General features: G+C 60.6%; 21 protein-coding genes and 1 tRNA gene. 15 read left to right on the forward strand and 7 right to left on the reverse strand.

Annotated features, from left to right (window positions below):
- Positions 1 to 95: 95 nt before the first annotated feature.
- The 3 genes from GGR30_RS00275 to GGR30_RS00285 all read left to right on the forward strand — a co-directional run bounded on the left by GGR30_RS00275 (position 96) and on the right by GGR30_RS00285 (position 2,583).
- Positions 96 to 851, forward strand: coding sequence for an SDR family oxidoreductase (locus GGR30_RS00275; protein WP_183480958.1), 756 nt, complete (start codon positions 96 to 98; stop codon positions 849 to 851).
- A gap of 134 nt (positions 852 to 985) precedes the next feature.
- Complete coding sequence (locus tag GGR30_RS00280; protein WP_343066455.1) at positions 986 to 1,957, forward strand: zinc-binding dehydrogenase; 972 nt, start codon at positions 986 to 988, stop codon at positions 1,955 to 1,957.
- Positions 1,954 to 2,583 (forward strand): NADPH-dependent F420 reductase, encoded by a 630-nt coding sequence (locus GGR30_RS00285; RefSeq protein ID WP_246413477.1) that lies wholly within the window; start codon positions 1,954 to 1,956, stop codon positions 2,581 to 2,583. The genes GGR30_RS00280 and GGR30_RS00285 overlap by 4 nt, the downstream gene beginning before the upstream one ends.
- An 85-nt stretch (positions 2,584 to 2,668) precedes the next feature.
- On the opposite strand, the gene GGR30_RS00290 is transcribed toward GGR30_RS00285, so the two are convergent.
- Both GGR30_RS00290 and GGR30_RS00295 read right to left on the reverse strand, forming a co-directional pair.
- Positions 2,669 to 3,076, reverse strand: a complete 408-nt coding sequence (locus GGR30_RS00290) for a response regulator transcription factor (RefSeq protein ID WP_183480961.1) — start codon at positions 3,074 to 3,076, stop codon at positions 2,669 to 2,671.
- Between the two features lie 68 nt (positions 3,077 to 3,144).
- Positions 3,145 to 3,780: a response regulator transcription factor gene (locus tag GGR30_RS00295; RefSeq protein ID WP_183480964.1), complete on the reverse strand. Its 636-nt coding sequence runs from the start codon at positions 3,778 to 3,780 to the stop codon at positions 3,145 to 3,147.
- Positions 3,781 to 4,097: 317 nt separating this feature from the next.
- On the opposite strand from GGR30_RS00295, the gene GGR30_RS00300 reads away from it, so the two are divergent.
- Positions 4,098 to 4,595, forward strand: a complete 498-nt coding sequence (locus tag GGR30_RS00300; RefSeq protein ID WP_183480967.1) for a helix-turn-helix domain-containing protein — start codon at positions 4,098 to 4,100, stop codon at positions 4,593 to 4,595.
- Between the two features lie 202 nt (positions 4,596 to 4,797).
- On the opposite strand, the gene GGR30_RS00305 is transcribed toward GGR30_RS00300, so the two are convergent.
- Positions 4,798 to 5,040, reverse strand: coding sequence for a hypothetical protein (locus tag GGR30_RS00305; RefSeq protein ID WP_183480970.1), 243 nt, complete (start codon positions 5,038 to 5,040; stop codon positions 4,798 to 4,800).
- Positions 5,041 to 5,242: 202 nt separating this feature from the next.
- On the opposite strand from GGR30_RS00305, the gene GGR30_RS23725 reads away from it, so the two are divergent.
- Positions 5,243 to 5,461 carry a hypothetical protein gene (locus tag GGR30_RS23725; RefSeq protein ID WP_183480973.1) on the forward strand — a complete coding sequence of 73 codons (219 nt, stop codon included), beginning with the start codon at positions 5,243 to 5,245 and terminating at the stop codon, positions 5,459 to 5,461.
- A 98-nt stretch (positions 5,462 to 5,559) separates the two neighbouring features.
- Here the strand turns inward: GGR30_RS23725 and GGR30_RS00315 are convergent, their stop codons facing one another.
- On the reverse strand, positions 5,560 to 5,820 hold the full coding sequence (locus GGR30_RS00315; protein WP_183480976.1) for a hypothetical protein: 261 nt from the start codon (positions 5,818 to 5,820) through the stop codon (positions 5,560 to 5,562).
- 153 nt (positions 5,821 to 5,973) lie between these two features.
- Here GGR30_RS00315 and dnaE point away from each other — a divergent pair, with 153 nt between their 5' ends.
- A complete protein-coding gene (gene dnaE, locus GGR30_RS00320) occupies positions 5,974 to 9,465 on the forward strand; it encodes a DNA polymerase III subunit alpha (RefSeq protein WP_246413478.1) in 3,492 nt (1,163 codons plus the stop codon).
- Between the two features lie 431 nt (positions 9,466 to 9,896).
- Complete coding sequence (locus tag GGR30_RS00325) at positions 9,897 to 10,991, forward strand: porin (protein ID WP_183480979.1); 1,095 nt, start codon at positions 9,897 to 9,899, stop codon at positions 10,989 to 10,991.
- Between the two features lie 446 nt (positions 10,992 to 11,437).
- On the opposite strand, the gene GGR30_RS00330 is transcribed toward GGR30_RS00325, so the two are convergent.
- Positions 11,438 to 11,524 (reverse strand) — tRNA-Leu (locus GGR30_RS00330).
- 371 nt (positions 11,525 to 11,895) lie between these two features.
- On the opposite strand from GGR30_RS00330, the gene GGR30_RS00335 reads away from it, so the two are divergent.
- Positions 11,896 to 12,696 carry a tetratricopeptide repeat protein gene (locus tag GGR30_RS00335; protein ID WP_425488332.1) on the forward strand — a complete coding sequence of 267 codons (801 nt, stop codon included), beginning with the start codon at positions 11,896 to 11,898 and terminating at the stop codon, positions 12,694 to 12,696.
- A gap of 414 nt (positions 12,697 to 13,110) precedes the next feature.
- On the opposite strand, the gene xth is transcribed toward GGR30_RS00335, so the two are convergent.
- A complete protein-coding gene (gene xth, locus GGR30_RS00340; RefSeq protein ID WP_183480982.1) occupies positions 13,111 to 13,902 on the reverse strand; it encodes an exodeoxyribonuclease III in 792 nt (263 codons plus the stop codon).
- A gap of 208 nt (positions 13,903 to 14,110) precedes the next feature.
- Between xth and GGR30_RS00345 the strand changes: the two genes are divergently transcribed.
- Complete coding sequence (locus GGR30_RS00345; protein WP_183480985.1) at positions 14,111 to 15,478, forward strand: uracil-xanthine permease family protein; 1,368 nt, start codon at positions 14,111 to 14,113, stop codon at positions 15,476 to 15,478.
- A 70-nt stretch (positions 15,479 to 15,548) separates the two neighbouring features.
- Here GGR30_RS00345 and erpA read toward each other — a convergent pair whose 3' ends face one another.
- Complete coding sequence (gene erpA, locus GGR30_RS00350; RefSeq protein WP_183480988.1) at positions 15,549 to 15,881, reverse strand: iron-sulfur cluster insertion protein ErpA; 333 nt, start codon at positions 15,879 to 15,881, stop codon at positions 15,549 to 15,551.
- Positions 15,882 to 16,088: 207 nt separating this feature from the next.
- Here erpA and GGR30_RS00355 point away from each other — a divergent pair, with 207 nt between their 5' ends.
- From GGR30_RS00355 to scpB, 6 genes are all read left to right on the forward strand, one after another.
- A complete protein-coding gene (locus GGR30_RS00355; protein ID WP_183480991.1) occupies positions 16,089 to 17,306 on the forward strand; it encodes a deoxyguanosinetriphosphate triphosphohydrolase in 1,218 nt (405 codons plus the stop codon).
- Between the two features lie 53 nt (positions 17,307 to 17,359).
- Positions 17,360 to 19,120: an arginine--tRNA ligase gene (gene argS, locus GGR30_RS00360; RefSeq protein WP_183480994.1), complete on the forward strand. Its 1,761-nt coding sequence runs from the start codon at positions 17,360 to 17,362 to the stop codon at positions 19,118 to 19,120.
- Between the two features lie 63 nt (positions 19,121 to 19,183).
- A complete protein-coding gene (locus GGR30_RS00365) occupies positions 19,184 to 21,400 on the forward strand; it encodes an SPOR domain-containing protein (RefSeq protein WP_183480997.1) in 2,217 nt (738 codons plus the stop codon).
- 89 nt (positions 21,401 to 21,489) lie between these two features.
- Complete coding sequence (gene nagZ, locus GGR30_RS00370) at positions 21,490 to 22,509, forward strand: beta-N-acetylhexosaminidase (protein WP_246413480.1); 1,020 nt, start codon at positions 21,490 to 21,492, stop codon at positions 22,507 to 22,509.
- Between the two features lie 5 nt (positions 22,510 to 22,514).
- Positions 22,515 to 23,345 carry a segregation and condensation protein A gene (locus GGR30_RS00375; protein WP_183481000.1) on the forward strand — a complete coding sequence of 277 codons (831 nt, stop codon included), beginning with the start codon at positions 22,515 to 22,517 and terminating at the stop codon, positions 23,343 to 23,345.
- Complete coding sequence (gene scpB / locus GGR30_RS00380) at positions 23,342 to 24,058, forward strand: SMC-Scp complex subunit ScpB (protein WP_183481003.1); 717 nt, start codon at positions 23,342 to 23,344, stop codon at positions 24,056 to 24,058. The genes GGR30_RS00375 and scpB overlap by 4 nt, the downstream gene beginning before the upstream one ends.
- The last annotated feature ends 20 nt before the right edge of the window (positions 24,059 to 24,078 follow it).

A 24,078-nucleotide genomic window follows, 5' to 3' on the forward strand; every position in this document is an offset into this window, starting at 1 on the left:
ATATATGCAATGATAAGTTTCAATCATTGCTATTTTGAGAAAATGCGCAACGCGATAGCAGTGAACCCAACCGCAATACAAACGGAGACAAGCAAATGACACAGAAACTTGAAGGCAAGATCGCCGTCATCACAGGCGGCACTTCGGGCATCGGCCTTGCGACCGCAAAGCGTTTTGCCGCTGAAGGCGCGCATGTTTTCATCACCGGTCGGCGCGAAGCCACGCTCGAGCGCGCGCTGGCCGAAATCGGACCCAACGCTACTGGCATCAGGGCCGACTCTGCCAGCACGGCCGACCTTGATACATTGTTCGACACGGTGAAGTCGGCCAAGGGCCGCATCGATGTCCTGTTCGTGAGTGCAGGCGGCGGCGATATGGCGCCCTTGGGTGCAATCACCGAAGAGCAATATGAGAGCACTTTCGGCCGGAACGTGAAGGGTCTGATCTTCACGGTTCAAAAGGCTCTTCCGCTTATGGCTGACGGCGGTTCGGTGATCCTGACCGGGTCGACGACGGGCGTCGCAGGCACCGCCAATTTCAGCGTCTACAGCGCCTCGAAAGCCGCCGTGCGCAACCTCGCAAGGAGCTGGATCCTCGACCTGAAGGGTCGTGAGATCCGGGTGAATTTGGTCTCGCCGGGACCGACCCGGACGCCCGGCCTCGTTGAACTGGCCGGTCCCGATGAAGGCAATCAGAAGGGCTTTCTCGACTTCCTGGCAAGCCAGGTTCCCGCCGGCCGCGTGGGCGAGCCGGACGAGATTGCGAAAGCGGTCGTGTTCCTGGCCTCGGATGACTCGAGTTTCGTCACCGGCGCCGAACTCTTCGTCGATGGCGGCTTGGTGCAGGTCTAGGCTTTAAAGCCTGGCCTTTGCGATCGGCCCTGCAGCCGGTCGCAAAGGCTCTTTCTTCAGGCTCCAGAAATGCGCTTGGCAAAGGATCCAACATGAGAAGCATTGTTTACAGGCAATATGGCGAACCGACTGAGGTGCTCGAACTTCTGGACGGTTCCCATCCGCCACCTCCGGCTCAAGACGAGGTGCTTGTCCGCGTTCTGTCCCGACCTGTCCATCCGGGCGATCTCATAGGGGTGCGTGGCGGATACCGGCCTCAAGGTAGCTCAGCCATTGCTCCGGCGGGCGTCGGTCGTCCGGGGTTCGAAGGGTTCGGTATCGTGGAGGCGCTTGGAGCCGGTCATTCGAAAGGGCTGGCGCTCGGATCCCGCGTCGCGTTCTTTCCTGCGAAGGGGGCTTGGGGCGAACAGGTCCTGGCGCCCGTTCAGTTCGTTACACCTGTACCGGACGGGGTTTCTGATGCCATTGCCAGTCAGCTGCATGTAAACCCGCTGACGGCCGCGATGCTGCTGCGGGCGGCGAGCGGTTCCGGGCTGGAGGCCAGTGATCTTATTGTCTTCTCGGCGGCGGGTTCTGCTGTCGCCAGACTTGCGATCAAGCTGGCGCTGGGCAAGGGGCTTTCCGTTGTCGGACTGGTCCGCTCCAATCAGGGAGCGGAAAGCCTGCAGACGATGTTTCCGGAAGCAGCAATCCTGTCCACCGAGGCGGCGGATTGGCCTGACCGGCTTCGCGCGATCGCAGGAAAAAGACCTATTCGGGCTGTTCTCGATCCGGTCGGCGGCCAAATGGCAGGACGACTGATTGACCTGCTTGCCGATGGCGGCGCCTTCATCGGCTACGGCGACCTCTCGGGCGAACCGATCCCGGTTCAACCGCTTGTCTTTCCTGTTCGCGGCCTGCGCATGTCCGGTGTCTCTGTTGGCCGTTGGGCCGGACTGTCAGAGGCTGAGCGGACTGAAGACATCAAGATGGCCCTGGAACTGGCGCATCGTTCGCCGGAATTGTTTTCTGTGGCTGCAGAATATGACTTGTCCGCGATCACCGAAGCGGTCGCACACGCAGAGCAGCCCGGCCGGTCCGGAACCGTTCTGCTGACATCGAAATGACCATCACGCTGGAGATGAACATCATGAAGATCGGCATTATAGGCGCATCAAGGCTGGGGCAGACCCTGGCCCGCCATCTCTCGGCGATCGGTATCGAGGTGATCATCGCAAACAGCCGTGGCCCCGAAACGCTGGCGGCTTTGACTGCAGAACTGGGCAGCAACGTCTCCGCCGGAACGCCCGACGACGCGGCAACATGCGACATGACCATCATCGCTGTACCTTGGACCCGGGTTGAAGAACTCCTCGAAAGCTTGCCTGACTGGAACGGGCGCATCCTGATCGATGCGACAAATGCATTCCTGTCATACGCGCCGGACTTCGAACTGGCAGATCTGGGCGGCAGAGCGTCCAGTGAAATTCTTGCCGAACAGGCTCCGGGCGCTCGCGTCGTGAAGGCCTTCAACACGCTGGATGCCAGGCTTCTTTCCAGGAACCCGCGTGAGCCCGGTGGGCGACGCGTAATGTTCATATCGGGCGACGATGCCGGTGCCAAAGGTGACGTGTCGTCAATTCTCGCCGCGCTCGGCTTCGCTGTGATTGATCTGGGCGGCCTTGCCGATGGTGGACGTATCCAGCAGGTTGGCGGCCCCCTTGCCGGGCACGACCTCCTGAAGGCCGGCTGACAGATCTCCCGACCGTAATGGCGACATGCGGCCAGCCCCGTTCAACCGGGCGGGGACGCTGTCGTTGCCGTCCTTATGGATGACTTCAGTCCCGAAGCTTAAGCGCACGGTTAATGCAGACCGTCAATTCGGAGGCATCGAACGGCTTCTTCAGGATACAGGCGGCATCTGAGGCCTCCGGTCGGCTTGCGATGTCCTGATGGTGCGCCGATATGAAAATGATCGGTATCGCAAACCCTTGCATCCTGAGCGTCTGCAATAACTCCGAACCGTGCATTCCAGGGAGCCTGAGGTCGCAGATGACGCAGGAGGTGCAGGCGATCCGCGGCCATTCCAGGAAAGCCTCCGCCGTCGGAAATGTCTGTATTTCAAAATCCTGCATAGCGAGCAGCCGCGCTGTCGCCTTCAGCACATGCGCGTCGTCATCAATAATCGCTATGAGGGTGATCGAGTTCGACACGGTGCCATTTTCCAACCGGTTCTGCAGGCCCATGACGTGGGACTTTGACGCGATTAATACCGCCTGGAAAAAGAAATGGAATCATACATAGGTTTGTGGCTTCAGCTAGACTTCAGCAGTTCCGCCATCCTCACCAGATCGGCCAGGGACCGCGCGGCCATTTTCCTCATCACGTTGCCGCGATGGATCTTCACCGTTATCTCGCTCAAGCCAAGCTCGCCGGCGACCTGCTTGTTCATCAGACCGGCTGTAACGTGCTGCATGACTTCTGTTTCGCGCGCGGTCAGCGTCGCATAGCGATCGTGAATATCGGCTTTGGCGCTGTCGGCCTCACGACGTTCTCTATCGTGGCGAAGAGCCACGGTCACGGCGTCGAGCATGTCCTGATCCCGAAACGGCTTCGTCAGGAAATCCAGCGCGCCGGACTTCATCGCCCGCACCGACATGGGAATGTCGCCATAGCCAGTCAGAAAGATCAGCGGCACGGCGATGCCGCGTGCGCGCAAGGATTGCTGGATGTCCAGCCCGCCGGCTCCCGGCAGCCGCACATCGAGCACCAGGCAGCAGGGCGCCTCGGGAAAGCTTGCCTGTTCGAGCTCGCTTGCCGAACCGTATGACTGGGTTTTCAGTCCAACAGAGCGGAAGAGCCGCTCGAGCGCATGGCGCACGTCAGCGTCATCATCGACGACCAGAACCACGCCATTCGTGATTGTGTCTTCGGAGTTCGAGCGCGGCATGTTTTCTATCCCAACCTTCTCTGGCGAAAGGAATACCTAACCTGTAGCGCAATAGAGCATGCGCTGGAAACCTGAACCAAAACAACAAAATCCTGGGGATTGCCTGTTCTCCGCCACTTGCACCTCGTAAGCGCCGCCGCTCTCTCTCTTGGCCTGTTTTCAGGCAACGCTCGTATCAGCATACAAGACACTTTGGCTGGAAACGTCAAACCTATGTTTAGGGTGCATCCCCCTTAGGCGCAATCGTCAGGTCGAGTTGCGCCCGGCATCATCGGAAACATCGAAAACATCGAAAACATCGACAAAGGAATGCTCCGATGACTGTCAGTCCAGCCATGTCTTTCGATCTACCGATCACCGAGCGCCGTTCTGCGAGACCCCATGAAAACGCATCGGACCGGAATGCGCGGCGCAACGCCCATTCTGCCGATGCCGGAGATGCTGCGGTCTATCGGGGTGGATTGACCACTTGGCAGAGACGCAGGGTCGTCTCCTATGTCGAGGAAAATCTGAGCCGATCAATCCGCATAGAAGAGATGGCCTCGCTTGCGCGTCTCAGCAAAAGCCACTTCTCAAGAGCTTTTCGTGAGAGCTTCGGCGACTCGCCCTACAATTATGTTCTTGTCCGGCGTGTTGCCCGAGCCAAGGAACTGATGATTGCGACCAGGGCCCCGTTGAGCGAAATCGCGCTGGATTGCGGCATGTGCGATCAGGCGCATTTCTGCAGGGTGTTCAAACGCGCTGTCGGGACCAGTCCCGACCGCTGGCGCCGACCGAACATGCCGGAACAGCGGACGGCCATGCATCAAGAGTGAGGGGGCTGGCCGCCCAAACGCCAGAGATCTTTTGGGGTGGCGACGACGGTAAGTGGTTCCGCTGGCGGCCTGCTTCGTCAAGTTCCTCTGTCCGGGAAATGGGCCCGATCGTCCGCCAGGTTTCTTTGGCAAACGGATCGAGCCAGTTGGGAGAGCCTTGGTCATCGGCGCGGAGCTGCCGCGCCGATGACTGTAGCCGTCATCAGTTGCTGTTGGATTCAGAGCGCTGGATCAGCTCAAGCTGCTGATCCGGACCGACGACATAGGTTTCGGTATAGCGCTGGCCGCCGTTGTAGAAGTCGTTGGTGACGACCGAGCCGGCCGGAGCCTTGGTGACCTGACCGTACTGCGCACCGTAGGTGATGCTGCCGCGGATGGGCTGGAGGGCAAGAGCAGGCCCGGCAATCAAACCGGTGAGGGCGATGGAAGCGATGAGCGTTTTCATTCTACTGTTCCTTTCTCGATAGCGCCGGAGAACCATTCCCCGACGACTGCTCTATCGTCGCCGAAACAGCATTTCTTCTATTGTAGCTATCACGCGATTTTGGCTGATCGGCGCATGCGCTCCTTCTCGTCGAGATAATGCCGCCGCGTGTCCAGATCCGTCGAATGACAATGAAGGGGCGACGGTCAAGGCGGATGAAGTCGTGCCAGGACAGGCATTCGATGACGCCGACGGAAAGGCGCTCGTGGACGTCCTTCAGCGTCGAGGCGAGCTTCACCAGGTTGAAGCGGGAGCCGGTGGTCTTGCTGACGCCGAGATTCCAGGCCGCCGCCTTGCCGCCGAAGGCGAGGCGCTGGAGGTAGAGGGAGCGGGCGGCGCGTTCGAGATCGGTCCGCGTCCGTCATCCGGAACGGCCAGATGATGAAATGATCGCACCAGCCAGGCGCGAAATCGCCGCTGTCGTCGCGCCGAGGAACAAATTGCCGGTGAATGCCGGGTGCGTCTGTCCAAAAAATCATATCAATGCGCCACCGCCAAAGCGCGGGTTACGACGGAAATTAGACATTCACGTTCAATGGCTTGGCGTATCAGGGCAGGGCGCGCGGGAGAAGTTGCCACCGCCGGCCGACCAGGTACGAGAGCAAAAAGAGTTGTTCCACACTTGCGAGGAGAACAAAAAAGAAACATAATAAAAACATAGAGCGAATTGGAGGCAAAAATGACCGAACTTCTGCGCGATGCTGCTGCATTCTTCTCAATCACATTGTTTTTGACCAGCATGGCGTTGATCGTCAGTTCACTGTAAAGCCGGCGCTTCGTTTTCCCATGTCGGCCCACGGGCGAGCTTTCTGTGCAAATGTTTCGTTTGCGTTGCGCCGGCCGTTCCGGCCTGCGAAAATCAACCGATAACGACAAGGCGTGACGGAGCAGGCGATGGTGGATAGTGGAGACAAGAGCGGGCACGGCATGGTGGAAAACGCAGCGTTCCGCTTTGTGCACCTGAGGGTCCACTCGGCCTATTCGCTGCTCGAGGGGGCCTTGCCGCTCAAGAAGGTGCTGAAGCTTGCCACGGAGGACCGGCAGCCGGCCGTCGCCGTGACCGACACCAATAATCTGTTCGGTGCGCTTGAATTCTCCCAGAAGGCGATTGGCGAGGGATTGCAGCCGATTGTCGGCTGCCAGCTTTCGATCGACATGGAAGACGGCGGCGACGGCGAACGGCGTGGCGGGTCTCATCTGCCTGTCAAGCTGCCCTCCATCGTCGTCCTTGTGGCCAATGAAACCGGCTATGCCAATCTGATGCATCTTGTCAGCGAGGCCTATCTCGCAGGCGAGGCCCATGAGAGCGTCTACATTCGCAAATCGTGGCTCGAAGGCCGGTCTGACGGCCTGATCGTGCTGACCGGTGGTCCGGGCGGCCCGGTCGACCAGGCCCTTGCCTCCGGCTTCGAGCTGAAGGCCAGCGAGCGCCTGGAGGCCTTGAAGGCGCTTTTCGGTGACCGTCTCTATGTAGAATTGCAGCGCCAGGGCACATTCGATGTCCAGCGTGAACGCCATGTGGTCAACCTCGCCTATGAGCTGGAACTGCCGCTGGTGGCGACCAACGAGCCCTTCTTCCCGGCGCGCGAGGATTTCGAGGCGCATGATGCGCTGATGGCCGTCGCCCACAACGCCATTGTTTCCGACGACCGGCGCTTCCGTTTGACGCCGGATCACTACATGAAATCGCAGGCGGAGATGGCCGCGCTGTTTGCCGACCTGCCGGAGGCGCTCGACAATACGATCGAGATTGCCCGGCGTTGCAGCTTCATTCTCCATACGCGCAATCCCATCCTGCCGCGGTTCACCGGCGCCTCCGACGATCCGGAAGAGGCGGAGAAAGCCGAGGCGCTTGAGCTTCGCCGTCAGGCGGTCGAGGGACTCGAAGCGCGGCTTTCCCACGTGGGCTTGAGCGAGGGGCATAGTCGCCAGGACTATGTCGAACGGCTCGACTATGAGCTCGGCATCATCGAGAGCATGAAGTTTCCGGGCTACTTCCTGATCGTTGCGGACTTTATCAAATGGGCCAAGGAGCACGATATTCCAGTCGGCCCCGGGCGCGGTTCGGGCGCGGGTTCGCTTGTCGCCTATGCGCTGACGATCACCGATGTCGATCCTTTGCGGTTTTCCCTGCTGTTCGAACGCTTTCTCAACCCCGAGCGCGTATCGATGCCGGACTTTGATATCGATTTCTGTCAGGATCGCCGCGAGGAGGTCATCCGCTACGTCCAGCAGAAATACGGGCGCGCCCAGGTGGCGCAGATCATCACGTTCGGTTCGCTGCAGGCGCGCGCTGCGCTGCGCGATGTGGGGCGGGTTCTGGAAATGCCTTACGGGCAGGTGGACCGGATCAGCAAGCTGGTTCCCAACAATCCGGCCAACCCGGTCACGCTTGCCAAGGCGATCGAGGATGAGCCGAAGTTTCAGGAGGCGGCCGAGGAGGAGCCGATCGTCGGCCGTCTCCTGGCGATCGCGCAGAAGATCGAGGGGCTCTACCGGCATGCCTCAACCCATGCCGCGGGCATCGTGATCGGTGATCGGCCGCTTTCACAGCTTGTGCCGATGTATCGCGATCCGCGTTCGGACATGCCGGTCACGCAGTTCAACATGAAGTGGGTCGAGCAGGCCGGCCTGGTCAAGTTCGACTTTCTTGGACTGAAGACGTTGACCGTGCTGAAGACCGCGGTCGATTTCATCGGTCGGCGCGATATCAAGGTCGACCTGTCGCTGGTGCCGCTCGATGATCATGACACATATGAAATGCTGGCGCGCGGCGAGACGGTCGGTGTGTTCCAGGTGGAAAGCGCCGGCATGCGCAAGGCTCTGATCGGCATGAAGCCCGACCGGGTCGAGGACCTGATCGCGCTCGTCGCGCTTTACCGGCCGGGGCCGATGGAGAATATCCCGGTCTATAATGCGCGCAAGCATGGCGAGGAGGAGATCGAGTCGGTGCATCCGATGATCGACCATCTTCTCGCAGAGACCCAGGGCGTCATCATCTACCAGGAGCAGGTGATGCAGGTCGCTCAGGTGCTCTCGGGCTATTCTCTTGGTGAAGCCGACCTTCTGCGCCGCGCGATGGGCAAGAAGATCAAGGAGCAGATGGACAAGCAGCGCGTCCGCTTCGTCGAGGGCGCGGTCGAAAAGGGCGTCAAGAAACAGCGCGCCGACGAGATCTTTGATCTTCTGGCGAAATTCGCCAATTACGGCTTCAACAAGTCGCATGCTGCCGCCTATGCGATCGTCTCCTATCATACGGCTTACCTGAAGGCGCATTATCCGGTGGAGTTCCTCGCCGCGTCGATGACGCTCGACATGGCCAATACCGAAAAGCTGAATGACTTCCGGCACGATGCCCGCAGGCTCGGCATCGACGTGGTCGCGCCGTCGGTTCAGACGAGCTACAGACATTTCGAGCCGGGCGAGGGGCGCATCTATTATGCGCTTGCCGCCATCAAGGGGGTTGGAGACGCGGCCGTCGATCATATCGTCGAAATGCGCGGCGATCGGCCTTTCGCCGATCTCGACGACTTCTGCCAGCGCATCGATCCGAAACTGGTCAATCGCCGGGTTCTGGAAAGCCTCATCTGTGCGGGCGCGTTCGATTGCTTCGGTCACGACCGGGCGGCGCTTCTCGCCGGCCTCGACCGGATCATCGGCCTTGCCCAGCGCACGCAGGAGGACCGCGTCAGCGGCCAGGCCGATATTTTCGGCAGTGCCGGTCAGGTTTCGAAGATCCTTCTGCCGGACTATACGCCGCTGTCTGATTCGGAGCGATTGATGCGCGAGTATCAGATGCTTGGCTATTATCAGACCGCGCATCCGCTCGATGCCTATTCCGAGATTCTGGCGAAGATGCGCGTGCAGGCCTTTTCGGACTTCCAGCTCTCGGTGAAGAACGGCTCGGACCGGGGGCGTCTTGCGGGCACGGTGGTCGCAAAGCAGGAGCGCAAGACCCGCACCGGCAATCGCATGGGCATCGTTACCTTCTCCGACGCCACGGGACAGTTCGAGGCGGTGCTTTTTTCGGAGATGCTCTATCAGTATCGCGATTTGCTTGAACCAGGCACATCGGTTGTCATTACCGTTTCCGCTGAAATGCGCCCCGAAGGAATCGGAATGCGGATCCAGACGGTTCAGTCCCTGGAGGAAGAGGCTGTGCGCCAGCAGCGCGCGATGCGAATCTTCCTGCGCGACGATTCGCCGATCGCTTCCCTTGCCCGTCATCTCAATGAAAATGGCGAGGGCCTGGTGTCATTTGTCGTCATACAGAATCACGGCCTTCGGGAAATCGAGGTCGAATTGCCGGGCAAATACCGTTTGTCACCGGAAGTCGCCTCAGCAATGCGCGCCGTCGCAGGCGTTGTGGATGTGGAGCTGGTCTAGGTCCGGTCGTCAGGAGAATGCGCGCGTCTGGTGCGATTCCCGAATGGAGCGCGAGGGGCTGCCGAGGAGCCTCGTCGCGTTCCTCTTTCGGTCCGAATCCGGCTTGCATGGACGTTGATTTGGCATTTCGGTTCGGATTCGCCCGGGAGCGAGCCGCGTAGATGCTCTGTTTCGCGCTTGTTTTCTTTACCTTTTGTAAAGATTTGACCTCCTGGAGGGGCGACTTGTTGCCAATCCGCAACAGCAAGCGGGTAAGGACGGCCCGATGGCGATAAACCGGGTGATTGGTGATTGCGATCGCGACGCGGTCTTGTATGTTCAACCTCGGAAGCGAGGGCGAGACGGCCCAGTCTTCTTGAAACCAGGGGATGGGGCAGGGAACGCCTCGGCGAAAATCCCAGACCCGCTTTAAACCTTATTTGGAGGTCATTATGAACGTGAAGAGCCTTCTCCTCGGCTCCGCTGCAGCAGTAGCAGCAGCTTCCGGCGCACAGGCTGCCGACCCGGTTGTGGTCATCGAGCCTGTAGCTGCCAACTACGTCGAAGTCTGCGACACCTTTGGTGCCGGCTACTTCTACATCCCGGGCACCGAAACCTGCCTCGACATCGGCGGTTATGTCCGTTTCCAGGTTAGCGCTCTGAGCAAGCAGACCCCGATGTGGGCCGCTTCGACCCCGGGCACCTGGGACGTATACACCAAGGCTCAGATTGACATCGCCAGCAAGACGGAAACCGAACTCGGTGTTCTGACCGGCGTTATCAAGATGAACGCTGAAGCGCACAGCGCCGGCGGTTCGGCCACGACCTTCGGTCTCGACCAGACCTACCTTGCTCTCGGCGGCTTCCAGGCTGGTTATTTCCAGAGCTACTGGGATGAAGGTCTCGTTGGCGAAATCGACGACCTGTCGGGCAACACCAAGTTCAACTCGATGCGTTACGTCTTCACGGGCGATGGCTTTGTGGCCGGTGTCTCGCTTGACGCTCTGACCGCTTCGCAGGTTGGCTACACGGGCAACCCGGACCTGGCTCGCCTCGGCGTTTCCGGTCGTGTCGGCTTCCAGGCCGGTGGCCTCGGCTTCAAGGTTGACGGTGGCTACGACACCTACAACGAAGACGGTTCGGTTCGTGCGATGACGTCGCTCGCACTCGGCCCGGGCCAGCTTGACCTCGGTGCTTCGTGGGCTTCCGGTTGGAACGCTTACGCCAACACCTTCGATGATTGGTTCGACAGCTACCCCTTCGCTGGTGCTCCGGCTGCGAACTCGATCTACGCCGAATGGCAGCTGGCTGCCGGTTACGCTCTTGACGTTACCGACAAGTTCACCATCACGCCTGCCATTCAGTGGACTTCGGTCAACATCCCGACCGCTTCGAACAAGAGCTTCTACACCTTCGGCGCTCTGTTCGACTACGAGATCGTCGACGGTCTGTCGGCCAAGGTCAACTTCAACTATGCTGACCTGCCGAACTCCTACTTCAAGGACGACACCTGGGGCGGTTGGTTCCGTCTGCAGCGCGACTTCTAAGAAGCGCTCAGGTTCAGTTACGAGAAACCCGGTCCTGGTGGCCGGGTTTTTCTTTGTCTGGGGTTCGCCGGGGACCGGCTTTTTCGGGCGTTCAGGCGAAGGCCAGGCCTATAGAGCGCCGTGCGTCCATTCGGATGCACAAAGGACGCTCTAACATATTGAATCTACGCATCGTGCTTTCCGAAAATCGATTCCGATTTTCGGAAAGCACGATGCGCTAGAGAGCTCGTCTTTGGGTTTCTATGCCGCAGTTCTCCGGTTGCGTGGACGCCGCATTGCCTGATCTGGCGCGTGTTGTCGGAATGCAGGGCAACCGGAGCGCTTTGACGATGCGCCGACTGGCTGAGAAACGGTTTCAGCGGCCCTGTTAAGGGGAGGCGTTTTCCGCTTTGAATGCGCGTGCGGGATGTTTGCGGCTGGTTCGCTTCGGGGCGTGGGGAGAAGATTGGTGCGGACGGCGGGGCTCGAACCCGCATGACCAATCGGTCGAGGGATTTTAAGTCCCTTGCGTCTACCTGTTTCGCCACGTCCGCTTCGGCTTGAGATTTATTATGGCGGTGCGCGTTAGGCAACAGTAGATCGCGTGATCGGGTGGCGGTTTTCACGGCCGGGAGCGTTGACCTAGCCTTGACCCTGTCTCTGTCGTTTTCTCTGTTTTGGCTTTGTTTTCAATATCAAACTCGCCAGTGTGTCGCTTGCGTCACAGTATTTCAGCATATTTTCACGTAAAAGCGTTTGGGGGAAAGTCGTCCATTTCCCGCCACAAACGAAGAGCATCAGAAAGGTCTGGTGCCGAGCGTGACGGCTCTCGGCCTTTCGCAAGAGCGAACTTGCGCGTGGCGGCGTGTTTTTTTGCCGGGCATTTATCCGGCCAGGTGTTTCGATGAAGAAACGTTCGATGATGATGGAAAAGACAGGTCATAGACAGGTTGGCCTCGTTCTGGTGCTGGCTAGCCTGGTGGTTGGCTATGGCGATGCGCGTCTTGCCCACGCTTTCGATATCACCACCGAGGTTCCGAAGGAATCAGGCCGGTTCGATCTCTTCCGCTTCGGCTTCAAGGCTTACCAGAACGGCGACAAGAAGAAGGCTGTCGAGGCCTACCGCTATGCCGCCGAAAAAGGACACACCGGCTCGCGCTGGGCGCTGGCCAATATGTATGCCTATGGCGACGGCGTGCCGGAGAACGACTATGAGGCCTTCAAGGCCTATGCCGAGATTGTCAATCATGATGTCGAGCCGGGTTCGCCTGATACCGGATTTTACGTGAATGCGCTGCTGGCGTTGGCTGGCTATTATCAGACGGGCATTCCCGATACGCCGGTTGAAAAGGATCTTGTTCAAGCCAGGCAGCTCTATTTCCAGGCGGCTTCCGTCTTCGGCAGTCCCGAAGCGCAGTTCCGGCTCGCCCAGATGATCCTCAATGGCGAGGGAGGGGCTAAGAATGTGCGCCTCGCCAAGAAATGGCTCAATCTCTCGCGTAAAAACGGCAATATCGGCGCCATGGCCGTCTTTGGCGACCTGATCTTCAACGAAGGCCAGCCGGTGCTGGGGCTTGCCTATCTGACCATGGCGGCGGACCGTTGCGCGCCGGGCGAATGCTCCTGGATCAGGGAGCTTCAGGAAAAGTGTTTCTCCGTCGTTGATGAGAATGATCGTCGCGGTGCGATCGCTCTTGCGCAAAATATGGGCACGACCAACCCCTGATTGTTGCTTCCGTAAGCAGGAGTGTCCGAACGATCAAACGCAGAGCAGCCGGAGCCTTACTCTTTCTCGATAGATGAATCTCAAGCTGGAGCGTCGGCCGTCGCTTTCCCTTGCGGGATCTTTTCGCGTCCAAGTGCCTTTTCTCGTGCCAGGGCCGGCAACGTTCTCTTCCGGCATAAGGTTTACAAAAACAACGCGATAGGCCGGTCTTCCGTTTCCGGATGCCACGGTTCGGCACGGCGGTGAACCGTTGGACCCAATGTGAGACAACAGCCTTGCTCTTCATTTGGATTATCGCCCTTCGCGGCATTTGCGCGAAGGTGAGGTCGGGTTGGCCGGCGCATGCCTCCAGCGTTCATGGCAAAGCACATTGCCTGAGGCCTGCAAGTTGTTTTCTGCTCTTTTCCTTGGACCTTATGCCCAGTCGAAACTGAATTCGGCCACGAGCGGTACATGATCGGACGGCTTTTCCCATCCGCGCACATTTTTGTCGATGATGGTGGTTCGCAACCTGTCGGCCGCCTCGCATGAGAGAAGCATGTGGTCGATGCGGATACCGTTATTCTTCTGCCAGGCGCCAGCCTGATAATCCCAGAATGTATATTGTCCGGCGGCATCGTCCGTGCTCGTGACAGCATCATAGAGACCAAGCGCGCAAAGGGTGTTGAACGCATCGCGCGTCGCTGGAAGAAAAAGTGCGTCGCCGGCCCAGAGGTCAGGGTCATGGCAGTCGCCCGGGCGGGGAATGACATTGTAATCGCCTGCCAAAATCAGCGGCTCCTCGAGCGCAAGCTGTTGTGAAACATGATCTTTCAGGCGGGACATCCAGGCAAGTTTATAGGGGTATTTGTCGCTGTCGACGGGATTGCCGTTCGGAAGATAGATCGAGGCGACACGTACGACACCGCCGGCCACGCTGAAGACGCCTTCGATATAGCGTGATTGGATATCATCCTCGGCGCCCGGCAAGCCGCGGCATGTCTCGTCCGGCGCCTTCTTGGAGATCAGCGCCACCCCGTTGAAACCCTTCTGCCCGTGGGTCTCCACGTGATAGCCGAGGGCTTCGATCGGTGCGCGCGGAAAGCTTTCGTCCTGCGACTTGATCTCCTGAAGGCAGAGGATGTCGGGGCTTTCCGCCGAGAGCCAGGCCAGAAGATTGTCCTGTCGCGCTTTGATGCCGTTGATGTTCCAGGTCGCGATTTTCATGGGGCCGCCTTTTCGGTGCTTCGACATCACTCTTATGCAGAGGACGACCTTGATTTGCAAACATCAACGCCGCGCCGATACGTGTAACGAATGGCTATTGCAAGACTTTCGGGAAATGTGACGATTTCGTGGCACGGAATTTGCATCGATGAAAACGCTAGCAGCAGGGGACAACGCGCGGTTTCGACCGCCTTCGAAAGAGAAATTCATGAGTGAACAAAATCCGAGTGCGGAGCACCATCACATCATCTTCAAGCTCAACGACGTGCCTTCGCCGCACGCATCGTTTCTGGCGGCCTTCCAGCATATTCTCGCCAGCATTATCGGGATTGTCACGCCGACGCTGATCATTGGCGGCGCACTGGGTCTCGGCGAGAACATGCCTTACCTTCTGGCGATGGCGATGTTTGTGTCCGGCGTAGCGACCTTTATCCAATGCCGGCGTATCGGCCCGGTCGGCTCCGGGCTCCTGAGCGTCCAGGGAACGAGCTTCGCCTTTCTCGGGGTCATCCTGGCCGCGGGTTTCGCGGTGAAGGGCAGGGGCGGCACGCCGGAGGATATCCTGGCGATGATTTTCGGGCTCTGCCTCGTCGGTTGCCTGGTCGAGGTCGTCCTCAGCCAGTTCATCACCAAGATGGGGCGTATCGTGACGCCGACCGTCACCGGGATCGTCATCACGGTCATCGGCCTTTCGCTCGTGAAGTCGGGCTTCACCGATTTCGCAGGCGGCGCGGGGGCGGGGGAAAACCTCGGCGCACCGGTCAACATCTTCCTTGGCCTGCTTGTCGTCGCGGTCATCATCTTCTTTTCCTTCTCCAAGATCCCGATGGTGCGGATTGCCGCGATCATGCTCGGGCTGGTCGCCGGTTTCGTCGTATCGATCTTCTTCGGCATGGTGGATTTCTCGCGGCTCGGCGCGCAGCCGATGTTTGCCATTCCCCAGCCGCTCCGTTACGGGCTTGATTTCGATATCGGCCTGTTCATTCCGATTGCCTTCGTCTACCTGATCACCGCGATCGAGACGACGGGCGACCTGACCGCGAACTCGGTCATCTCCGGCGAGCCGGTCCAGGGCGATGTCTATCTCAACAGGATCAAGGGCGGCGTTCTGGCAGACGGCATCAATTCCGGTCTCGCTGCGCTGTTCTGCACCTTCCCGAACACCACATTCAGCCAGAACAACGGCGTGATCCAGATGACGGGCGTGGCAAGCCGTCATGTCGGCTTCTATATCGCCGGCATTCTCGTGGTCATGGGCTTCTTCCCGGTCATCGGCGGGGCCTTTCTGCTGGTGCCCAAGCCGGTGCTCGGCGGCGCCACCGTCGTTCTGTTCGGTTCGATCGCGGTCGCCGGCATCCGTATCCTTGCCTCGGAGCCGATCGACCATCGCAAGGTCTACATCATGGCCGTTTCCTTTGGCCTTGGCCTTGGCGTCACCCTGGTGCCCCAGTCGATGCAGCAGATGCCCGACATCATCCAGAAGGTGTTCGCCACGCCGATCACGCTTTCGGGTCTGTCAGCGATCATTCTTTCCCTGGTCATTCCGGAAAGCGCGGGCAAGGCGATCAAGGACTGACGGCCTGATAAAACGAGAAGAGGCCGCGCTTTCGGGCGCGGCCTCTTTCATTCCGAGAGTTTGGCTCGGATCAGATCGCGAAGCTGGTGCCGCAGCCGCAACTGGCCACGGCGTTCGGGTTCTGGATCTGGAAGGACTGGCCGAGAAGGTTGTCGATGAAATCGATCTCCGCGCCGGCCATGTAGACAAGCGAGATGCTGTCGATCAGCACTGTCGCGTCGTCCTTGGTGATAACCACATCGTCCTCTTCCGGCCCTTCCACAAGGTCAAACTTGTAGGAAAAGCCGGAGCAGCCGCCGCCTTCCACGGAAACCCTGAGGGCGTGCTTGTCGTTCTCGCTGTTGATGATCGAGGCGATCCGCCGGGCGGCCGCGTCGGAAAGCGTCACTGTCTGGGCATCCATCTCAATTCTCCAATACCGGGGCGTGCCGGGCCTGGCAGTCAGACCCTAAATCCGCGGGCATGTGCTTGTCCATCGCGCGCCAGCGGCCGCGATGTCTTTCAATGACTTCCAATCTTAGTTAAGAACGGCATTGAAGGCCGTCAACGGTCTATTTGCATCCGGGTTCTCCGTGTTCCGCAAAACATGCCTCGCGCAACAGGATAGAAAATGACAATCGACAGATCGGCTCTGGGCTTTGGCGACGTGGCGCTCGCGGTCTATGCCTGCGATCCCTGGACAAGCCGCGGCCGGCTATTTCCCGAAGCCGACAGCCTTACGCGCTCGCCCTTCCAGCGCGACAGGGACAGGATCATCCATACCACGGCCTTTCGGCGGCTGAAACACAAGACCCAGGTCTTCATCGCCCAGGACGGTGATCATTACCGCACGCGGCTGACGCATACGATCGAGGTCGCCCAGGTTGCCCGCTCGCTCGCGCGCGCGTTAAGGCTCGACGAGGACCTCGCCGAGGGCGTTGCGCTGGTGCATGATTTCGGCCACACGCCCTTCGGCCACACGGGCGAGGATGCCCTGCACGAAAAGATGACAGATTATGGCGGGTTCGACCACAATGCCCAGTCGCTGAGGATCGTCACCAGCCTGGAACGCCGCTATGCCGATTTCGACGGGATCAACCTCACCTGGGAAGCGCTTGAAGGCCTCGTCAAGCATAACGGGCCGCTTCAGACGGCGGATGGCGAGGGCCTCGACGGCCCGGTGCCGCAGCCGATCATCGATTACAGCCGGCGTCACGACCTCTGGCTTTCCACCCATGCGAGCCTTGAGGCCCAAGTGGCTGCGATTGCCGATGACATTGCCTATAACACCCATGATATCGATGACGGGCTGCGCTCGGGCTATCTGACCTACGAGATGCTGGAGGAGGTGCCGTTCCTCGCCGGCCTGATGCGCGAAGTGCATGACCGCTATCCCGATCTCGAGGCCGCGCGCTTCACCAACGAGATTATGCGCCGCCAGATCACGGCCATGGTGGAGGATGTGATCGGCGTCACCCAGGCCAACCTGCGCGAAACGCGACCGGAGAATGCCGACGAGGTGCGTCTTTGCGGGCGCACGCTTGCCGCCTTCTCGCCGGAGATGTCCGAGATCGACCGGCAGATCAAGAAACTGCTGTTCGGTCACATCTACCGCCACCCCGACATCATGAAGATCCGCGCCGGCGCGGCGCAGATCGTCAGCGAACTGTTCGACGCCTATTTCGCCGATCCGGCTCTGATGGGCTCTCACCCCTGGACAGACGGTATCGAGGCGCTCACCCCGGCTCAGCGCGCGCGCCATGTCGCCGATTATCTGGCCGGAATGACCGATACCTATGCCGAGAAGACCCACCGGCAGCTGTTTGACCATACCCCTGAATTGCGCTAGAGCCGCCGCAAACAGCGCTTTTAGCCGCCTTTGGGCGGCCCATGGAACATGACATGAACCTCTTCACCGATTTTGAGCAAAGACTGAATGAACGGCTGCTGACGATTGCGGCGATTGCGGAAAAAAGCGCGTCACTCGATTTCTCGCGCCTTGTGGTGGAACCGCCGCGCGATCCGAGCCACGGCGATATCGCCATCAATGCCGCGCTTGTTCTGGCGAAGCCGCTCGGCAAGAAGCCGCGCGATCTCGCCGGCGAAATCGTCGCGGCGCTTGAAAGCGATGCGGACATCGCCGAGCTTTCGATCGCCGGCCCGGGCTTCATCAATATCCGTCTTTCGGATGCATTCTGGAAGCGCATGCTGGTTGCCGCCCTTCGCGAGGCGGAGGATTTCGGCCGCAGCGCCACCGGCGGCGGACGGAAGGTCAACGTCGAATATGTCTCGGCCAATCCGACCGGGCCGATGCATGTCGGTCACTGCCGCGGCGCGGTCGTGGGCGATACGCTCGCCAATATTCTCGATTATGCCGGTTTTGATGTGACCAAGGAATATTACATCAACGATGCCGGCGCGCAGATCGACGTTCTGGCCCGCTCGGTCTTCCTGCGCTACCGCGAGGCTTTGGGCGAGGATATCGGCGCGATCCCCGAAGGTCTCTATCCGGGCGATTATCTCATTCCCGTGGGAGAGGGGCTGAAGGCCGAATTCGGTCCTTCGCTGCATAACCTGCCGGAAGAGGAGTGGATGCCGATCGTGAAGGATCGGGCGATCGATGCCATGCTGTCGATGATCCGGGAAGATCTCGAGGCGCTCAATGTCCGCCACGAGGTGTTCTTCTCCGAACGCACGCTCCACGCCGATGATGCGTCGATGATCCGCACGGCGATCAATGACCTCACCTTCAAGGGGCATGTCTACAAGGGCACGCTGCCGCCGCCGAAGGGGCAGATTCCCGAAGACTGGGAGGACCGCGAGCAGACGCTGTTCCGCTCCACCGAAGTGGGGGACGACATCGACCGCCCACTGATCAAGTCGGACGGCAACTATACCTATTTCGCCGCCGACGTCGCTTACTTCAAGGACAAATACGATCGCGGTTTTCACGAGATGGTCTATATTCTCGGCGCGGACCATGGCGGCTACGTAAAGCGTCTTGAGGCTGTCGCCAAGGCGGTTGCCGGCGCCGATGCCAAGCTGACCGTGCTGCTCTGCCAGCTCGTCAAGCTCTTGCGCAACGGCCAGGAAGTGAAGATGTCGAAACGTTCCGGCAATTTCGTCACGCTGCGCGAAGTGGTTGACGAGGTCGGCCGCGATTCCGTCCGCTTCATGATGCTCTATCGCAAGAGCAGCGAGCCGCTGGACTTCGACTTCGCCAAGGTCACCGAGCAGTCCAAGGATAATCCGGTCTTTTACGTCCAGTATGCCCATGCGCGTTCGATGTCGGTGATGCGCCAGGCTCAGGAAGCCTTTGCCGGGCTCGATATCTCGCAGAAATCTCTGGAAAAGGCCGTGCTTGAAGCGGATTTCGAGCCGGAAGAGCTCAAACTTGTGGCAAAATTGTCAGAATATCCGCGAGTCGTGGAGTCGGCCGCACTGATGCGCGAGCCGCATCGACTGGCGTTTTACCTCTATGATCTTGCGTCGAACTTCCATTCCCACTGGAACAAGGGGAAGGAAAAGAAGGAATTACGCTTTATTAATGAGGGTGATAGACAATCGACGCTTGCAAAACTGGGACTGGTTTCTTCCGTGGCCGCCGTCCTGCGCTCCGGCCTGACGCTGACGGGCACGGATGCACCGCAGGAAATGCGCTAGAGACCGTCTCATCCGCACTTATCTCGCGTCGTTGCCGGCGCGAGGCAGCATCGGTGGTAGAAGATGGCAGATAACAACAAGCCGGATCGTTCAAAGCCTGGTCCCGCACACACGGACGAGGACGATCCCTTCGCCGAACTGGCGCGGCTGATCGCCCCGCGCGAGGCGGAACGGCCCCGTACGGCAGAGACTGCCGATGACCTGGCCGACGAGTTGCTGCGCGAATTTAACGCCTATCCCGGTCATTATCCGAGCGCCGAGACCGAACAGCAGGAGCCGGTCGCGTCGGAGCCGGAACCAAGCGCCCCGCCAATGGCGTTCGAAAGCTTCCATCCTGTCGGCGCTTTTCAATCTGAAGCCCCTCAACCGCCCGATGAGCGGGAGCCCGTGGCGCCCGAGTTCGGCGAGGCGGGCCTTAATGAGGGGTTGCTTGAAGACGAGCTCCGGCAATCGATCTCCTCTCTCGATCTCTCCGAGGATGAGCAGAACGAACCGCCGTCCGCCGATGAAGGCATTCACCCGGACAAGCTGTTCGCGCCGCAGGCGTTCGAATTCGAACAGCCTGACGAAGAAACCGTGCCGGAACCCGCAGAAAGCGGAGACTGGGCGTCGTCCTATGCCTTTGGCGAACCGCCGGCGAGCGATGCCGAGATCGAGCGGGACGAAAATGATCTGGCGCTCGACCTTGATGAGCTGGAACTCGAGCTTGCCGATGTGGCCCGGCCCGAAAATGACGGCCCTGAACCTTTGGAAGAGGCGGGCGCGGGCGAAGCGGGACGCGATGACGTCTTCGATCCGGCGGCAATCATTCCGACCGACGAAATGCCGCGACCGGTTGATGAACTCGATCTGCCGCGTATGGGTGATGAGGCTGAAACCGGTCACGAACCGCCGCCGCCGGTCTATGAATTCGATCTCGATGAAGAACTCGCCGATATGCTGGCGAGCCAGTCGGCTCTCGTCGATCCGTTGAGCGAGACGCCGGCCGAGCCCGAGCCGGTCATTCAGCCCGTTCCGCCGCCGCCGAACGATCGCGTCTATGACGACGATATCGAGCGGGCTCTTGAGGAAGGTTTCCAACTTGCCGAAAGCCGGGGAGGAGCCGCGCCGCCGACCTATCCAGACGCCGGCGACGACGTTTATTACGATGGGGATGAGCAGGAACAGCGGACGAGCTGGCTTGCCGTCACCTTCATGGGCTATGGTCGCATATTGCTGTTCGGCCTTGCCTTTGTCGTGATCGCGGTGCTGGCCGTTTTCGCGAGCCTTCGCTATATCGGCGGAGAAGGAGACAGCGGCCCGGTCATTATCGCTGCGGATGACACGAGCGTGAAGGAAGCCCCCGAGGATCCGGGCGGCGAGGTCGTTCCCAACCAGGACAATGTGATCTTCAACGACGCATCCGATACGCTCGACGCCGCGCCGCGTCAGGGCAGCCTGATCGCTTCGGATCAGGAGCCGGTCGATGTCGATGATATCGCGCCCAATCCGTTGGCCGACAGCGCCTCAAACGCGCCTGCGGACCAGGCCGGAGGAGGCGTTGTCGAGCCGCGCCGGGTCCGCACCATCATCGTTCGCCCGGACGGCACGCTGGTCGAGCGCGCGGAACCGGAGACCGGAAACACGGGTGAAAGCGGCGTAAGAGGGCTCGAGACCATCACCGCCATGCCCGATGACACCGGAAGGCTGGTGCCCTCCCAAACGGTGGAGGAGACCGGTAATTCCGACGAGGCCGCGCCCGATGATACGCAAAGCCCCTCCGTCGCCGATGTGCTGAATGGCGCTGCCGATACGGATGCTTCATCGGGGGCGACGGACCTGACCGACCAGCAAGCTCTGGAAGACGCTGCACCGGAAGCCGCGGCTGAGCCGGTGCCCGATTTCGGCATCGCCAATGTGCCGATCCCGACGCCGCGTTCATCGACCGGGGGCGCGCCGTCCGTTGCCGCGCGGCCAACGCCGGCTGCGCCGAGCCAGCCGACCGTAGCGACTTCTCCCGCAGCCTCCGCCGCTCCTGCGACCAACGCCGCGCCCTCTTCGCGCTATGCGATGCAGATCGCATCACTGCCGACGGAAGCCGAGGCCCAACAGGCCTATCGACGTCTGGCGGCCCAGTATCCGGCGGTGCTTGGACGCAGGCCGGTGGAAATCGTCAGGGCTGACATCGCGGGCAGAGGCACCTACTACCGGGTTCGTATCCCGGCCGACAATCTTTCGGACGCCCTGTCGCTCTGCGAGAACTTCAAGGCCGCAGGCGGCAGTTGCTTCGTGCCGCGCTAGCTGCGGTTTCGGCTCAGGCGCCTGAAGAAAACTGTGCATGAAGCGCGGGCGAATTTCGCGCTTTCGCGCGGAACCTCTATGATTCGCGGATGACCGAGACACGCAAGGCCATGATTCTGGGATGCGGCGGAACGCGCCTCAGCGCGGAGGAGACAGATTTCTTCCGCGCCGTTCAGCCGTGGGGGTTCATCCTGTTCAGGCGCAATGTCGAAAGCCTCGCCCAGGTCAGGGCGCTGACGGAGGCGATGCGCGAGGCGGTCGGTTGGTATGCCCCGGTCTTCGTCGATCAGGAGGGCGGCACGGTGCGCCGTCTGCGGCCGCCGCTGGTGCGCGATTATCCGGCGGCCTCCGTCATCGGCGCGCTCTATGCGACATCAAGGACGGCGGCGCATGAAGCGGCCTTTCTCAGCGGACGGCTGATGGCCGGCGACCTTCATGCGGTCGGCATCAATTGCGACTGCGCCCCCGTGCTCGACATCCCGCCGGAACCGGGCACCGGTTTTCTTGCCGACCGGGCCTTCGGCACGGACCCGGACCAGGTGATCGCGCTCGCCACGGCCCAGGCCGAAGGGCTGAAGGCCGGCGGCGTGCTGCCGGTGATCAAGCACATGCCGGGCCACGGGCGCGGCCTGCTCGATTCGCACCAGCGTCTGCCGGTGGTCGATGCCTCGCTTGAGACGTTGCGCGAGAAGGATTTTCGTCCGTTCCGGGAAATCCCGGGCATTGCCATGGCGATGACCTGCCATGTCCTGTTTGAGGCGGTCGACCCGGAAAACCCGGCATCAGCCTCGCGCAAGGTCGTTGAGGATATCATGCGCGGCGAGATCGGCTTCGACGGGCTGATCATATCCGACGATATCTCGATGAACGCGCTTTCCGGCGATATCGCGATGAGGGCGTGCGCCGTTGCCGCCGCCGGCGTCGACATCGTTCTGCATTGCAATGGCGATATGGATGAAATGCGCGCCGTGGCCGAAGAGGCACCGCCACTCGCGGGCGCGGCGCTGGAAAGAGCGGAGCGGGCGCTTGCCGGCGCGCCCGAGGCCGACGACAGCGATCTCGCGGCATTGTCGCGCCGGTTCGATGATCTGCTTGAGGGGAAGGGGTAGGCCGCATGCAGGACGATTTCTTCCCGGAAAATCCGAACGGAACCGTCGAGGTTCGCGCTGCTGGCGAGGCCGTTCTGGTGATTGATGTCGGCGGGTTCGAAGGCCCGCTCGACCTTCTCCTGCATCTGGCCCGCACGCAGAAGGTGGATCTTGCGCGCATCTCCGTTCTGGCGCTTGCCGAGCAATATCTCCAGTTCATCGAAAGCGCACGGCGCATCCGCATAGAGCTTGCCGCCGATTATCTCGTCATGGCGGCCTGGCTCGCCTATCTCAAGTCGCGGCTGCTGATCCCGCGCCGGGCAAGCGACGAGGAACCGTCGGGCGAAGACATGGCGGCAACGCTCGCCCACCGGCTGAAACGGCTGGAGGCCATGCGCGACGCCGCCGCCAAGATCGTCAATCGCAACCGGCTCGGTCGCGATACCTTCCAGCGCGGCGCGCCGGAGCATATTCCCGACGAGACCGGATCGTCCTACACGGCGACGCTTTATGAGCTTCTGGATGCCTATGCCAATCTCCGCCAGCGCCAGGCCGTAACCGAAGTGACCATCGAGAAGCGTCTCGTCTGGTCGCTGACCGATGCGCGCGAACTGCTGCAGGAGTTGATCGGCGAGATCGTCGAATGGACCGCGCTCGATCGTTATCTGCTGCGCTACCTCACGCGCCCGGAAGAAATGCGCACCGCGATCGCCAGCACCTTTGCCGCGTCCCTGGAACTTGTGCGCGAGGGCCGGCTCGACCTGCGTCAGGAAGAAGCCTTTTCGCCGATCCTGATGCGGCGCGGCAGCGGCCGATTGCCGCAGTCGGGCGCGATCTCCGGGGAGGCGGCCGAATGAGCGACGACGAGATTGACGAGACGCAAGAACCGGAAGACGTGGCCGCGACAAGCCCGGAACTGCTGCTCGAGGCCGAGCGCATCGCCGAGGCGCTGGTGTTTGCCTCTGCCGAACCGGTCAGCGAGGCCTATATCGCCGAACGTATTCCGGGCGGCATCAATGTCGGGGACGTCATGGCGGGGCTGAAGGAGACCTATGCCAATCGCGGCGTCAACCTGGTGCGCATCGAGGACCACTGGGCGTTTCGTACGGCGCCCGATCTCTCCTTCGTCATCCATCGCGGCGAGCGCGAGGCCCGCAAACTCACGCGCGCGGCGCTCGAAGTGCTGTCGATCATCGCCTATCACCAGCCGGTGACCCGCGCCGAGATCGAGGAAATCCGCGGCGTCCAGACCTCCAAGGGCACGCTGGACGTGCTGATGGAGGCGGGCTTTGTGCGTTTTCGCGGCCGCCGCAGAACGCCGGGCCGGCCCGTCACCATGGGCACGACGCGCGCCTTCCTCGACCATTTCGGCCTTGAGGAAATCCGCGATCTGCCGGGGCTCGAAGAGCTGCGCGGCGCCGGGCTGTTGTCTGGCCGCATTCCACCCGGTTTCCAGATCCCGCTGCCGCTCAATGACGACGAGGACCTTGCCGATGACGAGGATCCGCTGGATGCCGCCGATCTTGAGGATCTCGGCCTTTTGACTCCGGGCGGCAAACATGATGAATAAGCTCTAGAAAAATATCGGCC

Origin of the sequence: Martelella radicis (assembly GCF_014196625.1) — a bacterium.
In the GTDB taxonomy this organism is placed as follows: domain Bacteria; phylum Pseudomonadota; class Alphaproteobacteria; order Rhizobiales; family Rhizobiaceae; genus Martelella; species Martelella radicis.

Excerpts from the sequence above, each read along its gene's own strand:
- GGR30_RS00275 (WP_183480958.1), top strand. The coding sequence starts at position 96 with ATGACACAGAAACTTGAAGGCAAGATCGCCGTCATCACAGGCGGCACT.
- GGR30_RS00285 (WP_246413477.1), top strand. The coding sequence starts at position 1,954 with ATGACCATCACGCTGGAGATGAACATCATGAAGATCGGCATTATAGGC.
- GGR30_RS00290 (WP_183480961.1), bottom strand. The coding sequence starts at position 3,076 with ATGGGCCTGCAGAACCGGTTGGAAAATGGCACCGTGTCGAACTCGATC.
- GGR30_RS00295 (WP_183480964.1), bottom strand. The coding sequence starts at position 3,780 with ATGCCGCGCTCGAACTCCGAAGACACAATCACGAATGGCGTGGTTCTG.
- GGR30_RS00300 (WP_183480967.1), top strand. The coding sequence starts at position 4,098 with ATGACTGTCAGTCCAGCCATGTCTTTCGATCTACCGATCACCGAGCGC.
- GGR30_RS00305 (WP_183480970.1), bottom strand. The coding sequence starts at position 5,040 with ATGAAAACGCTCATCGCTTCCATCGCCCTCACCGGTTTGATTGCCGGG.
- GGR30_RS00315 (WP_183480976.1), bottom strand. The coding sequence starts at position 5,820 with ATGCTGGTCAAAAACAATGTGATTGAGAAGAATGCAGCAGCATCGCGC.
- dnaE (WP_246413478.1), top strand. The coding sequence starts at position 5,974 with ATGGTGGATAGTGGAGACAAGAGCGGGCACGGCATGGTGGAAAACGCA.
- GGR30_RS00325 (WP_183480979.1), top strand. The coding sequence starts at position 9,897 with ATGAACGTGAAGAGCCTTCTCCTCGGCTCCGCTGCAGCAGTAGCAGCA.
- GGR30_RS00335 (WP_425488332.1), top strand. The coding sequence starts at position 11,896 with ATGGAAAAGACAGGTCATAGACAGGTTGGCCTCGTTCTGGTGCTGGCT.
- xth (WP_183480982.1), bottom strand. The coding sequence starts at position 13,902 with ATGAAAATCGCGACCTGGAACATCAACGGCATCAAAGCGCGACAGGAC.
- GGR30_RS00345 (WP_183480985.1), top strand. The coding sequence starts at position 14,111 with ATGAGTGAACAAAATCCGAGTGCGGAGCACCATCACATCATCTTCAAG.
- erpA (WP_183480988.1), bottom strand. The coding sequence starts at position 15,881 with ATGGATGCCCAGACAGTGACGCTTTCCGACGCGGCCGCCCGGCGGATC.
- GGR30_RS00355 (WP_183480991.1), top strand. The coding sequence starts at position 16,089 with ATGACAATCGACAGATCGGCTCTGGGCTTTGGCGACGTGGCGCTCGCG.
- argS (WP_183480994.1), top strand. The coding sequence starts at position 17,360 with ATGAACCTCTTCACCGATTTTGAGCAAAGACTGAATGAACGGCTGCTG.
- GGR30_RS00365 (WP_183480997.1), top strand. The coding sequence starts at position 19,184 with ATGGCAGATAACAACAAGCCGGATCGTTCAAAGCCTGGTCCCGCACAC.
- nagZ (WP_246413480.1), top strand. The coding sequence starts at position 21,490 with ATGACCGAGACACGCAAGGCCATGATTCTGGGATGCGGCGGAACGCGC.
- GGR30_RS00375 (WP_183481000.1), top strand. The coding sequence starts at position 22,515 with ATGCAGGACGATTTCTTCCCGGAAAATCCGAACGGAACCGTCGAGGTT.
- scpB (WP_183481003.1), top strand. The coding sequence starts at position 23,342 with ATGAGCGACGACGAGATTGACGAGACGCAAGAACCGGAAGACGTGGCC.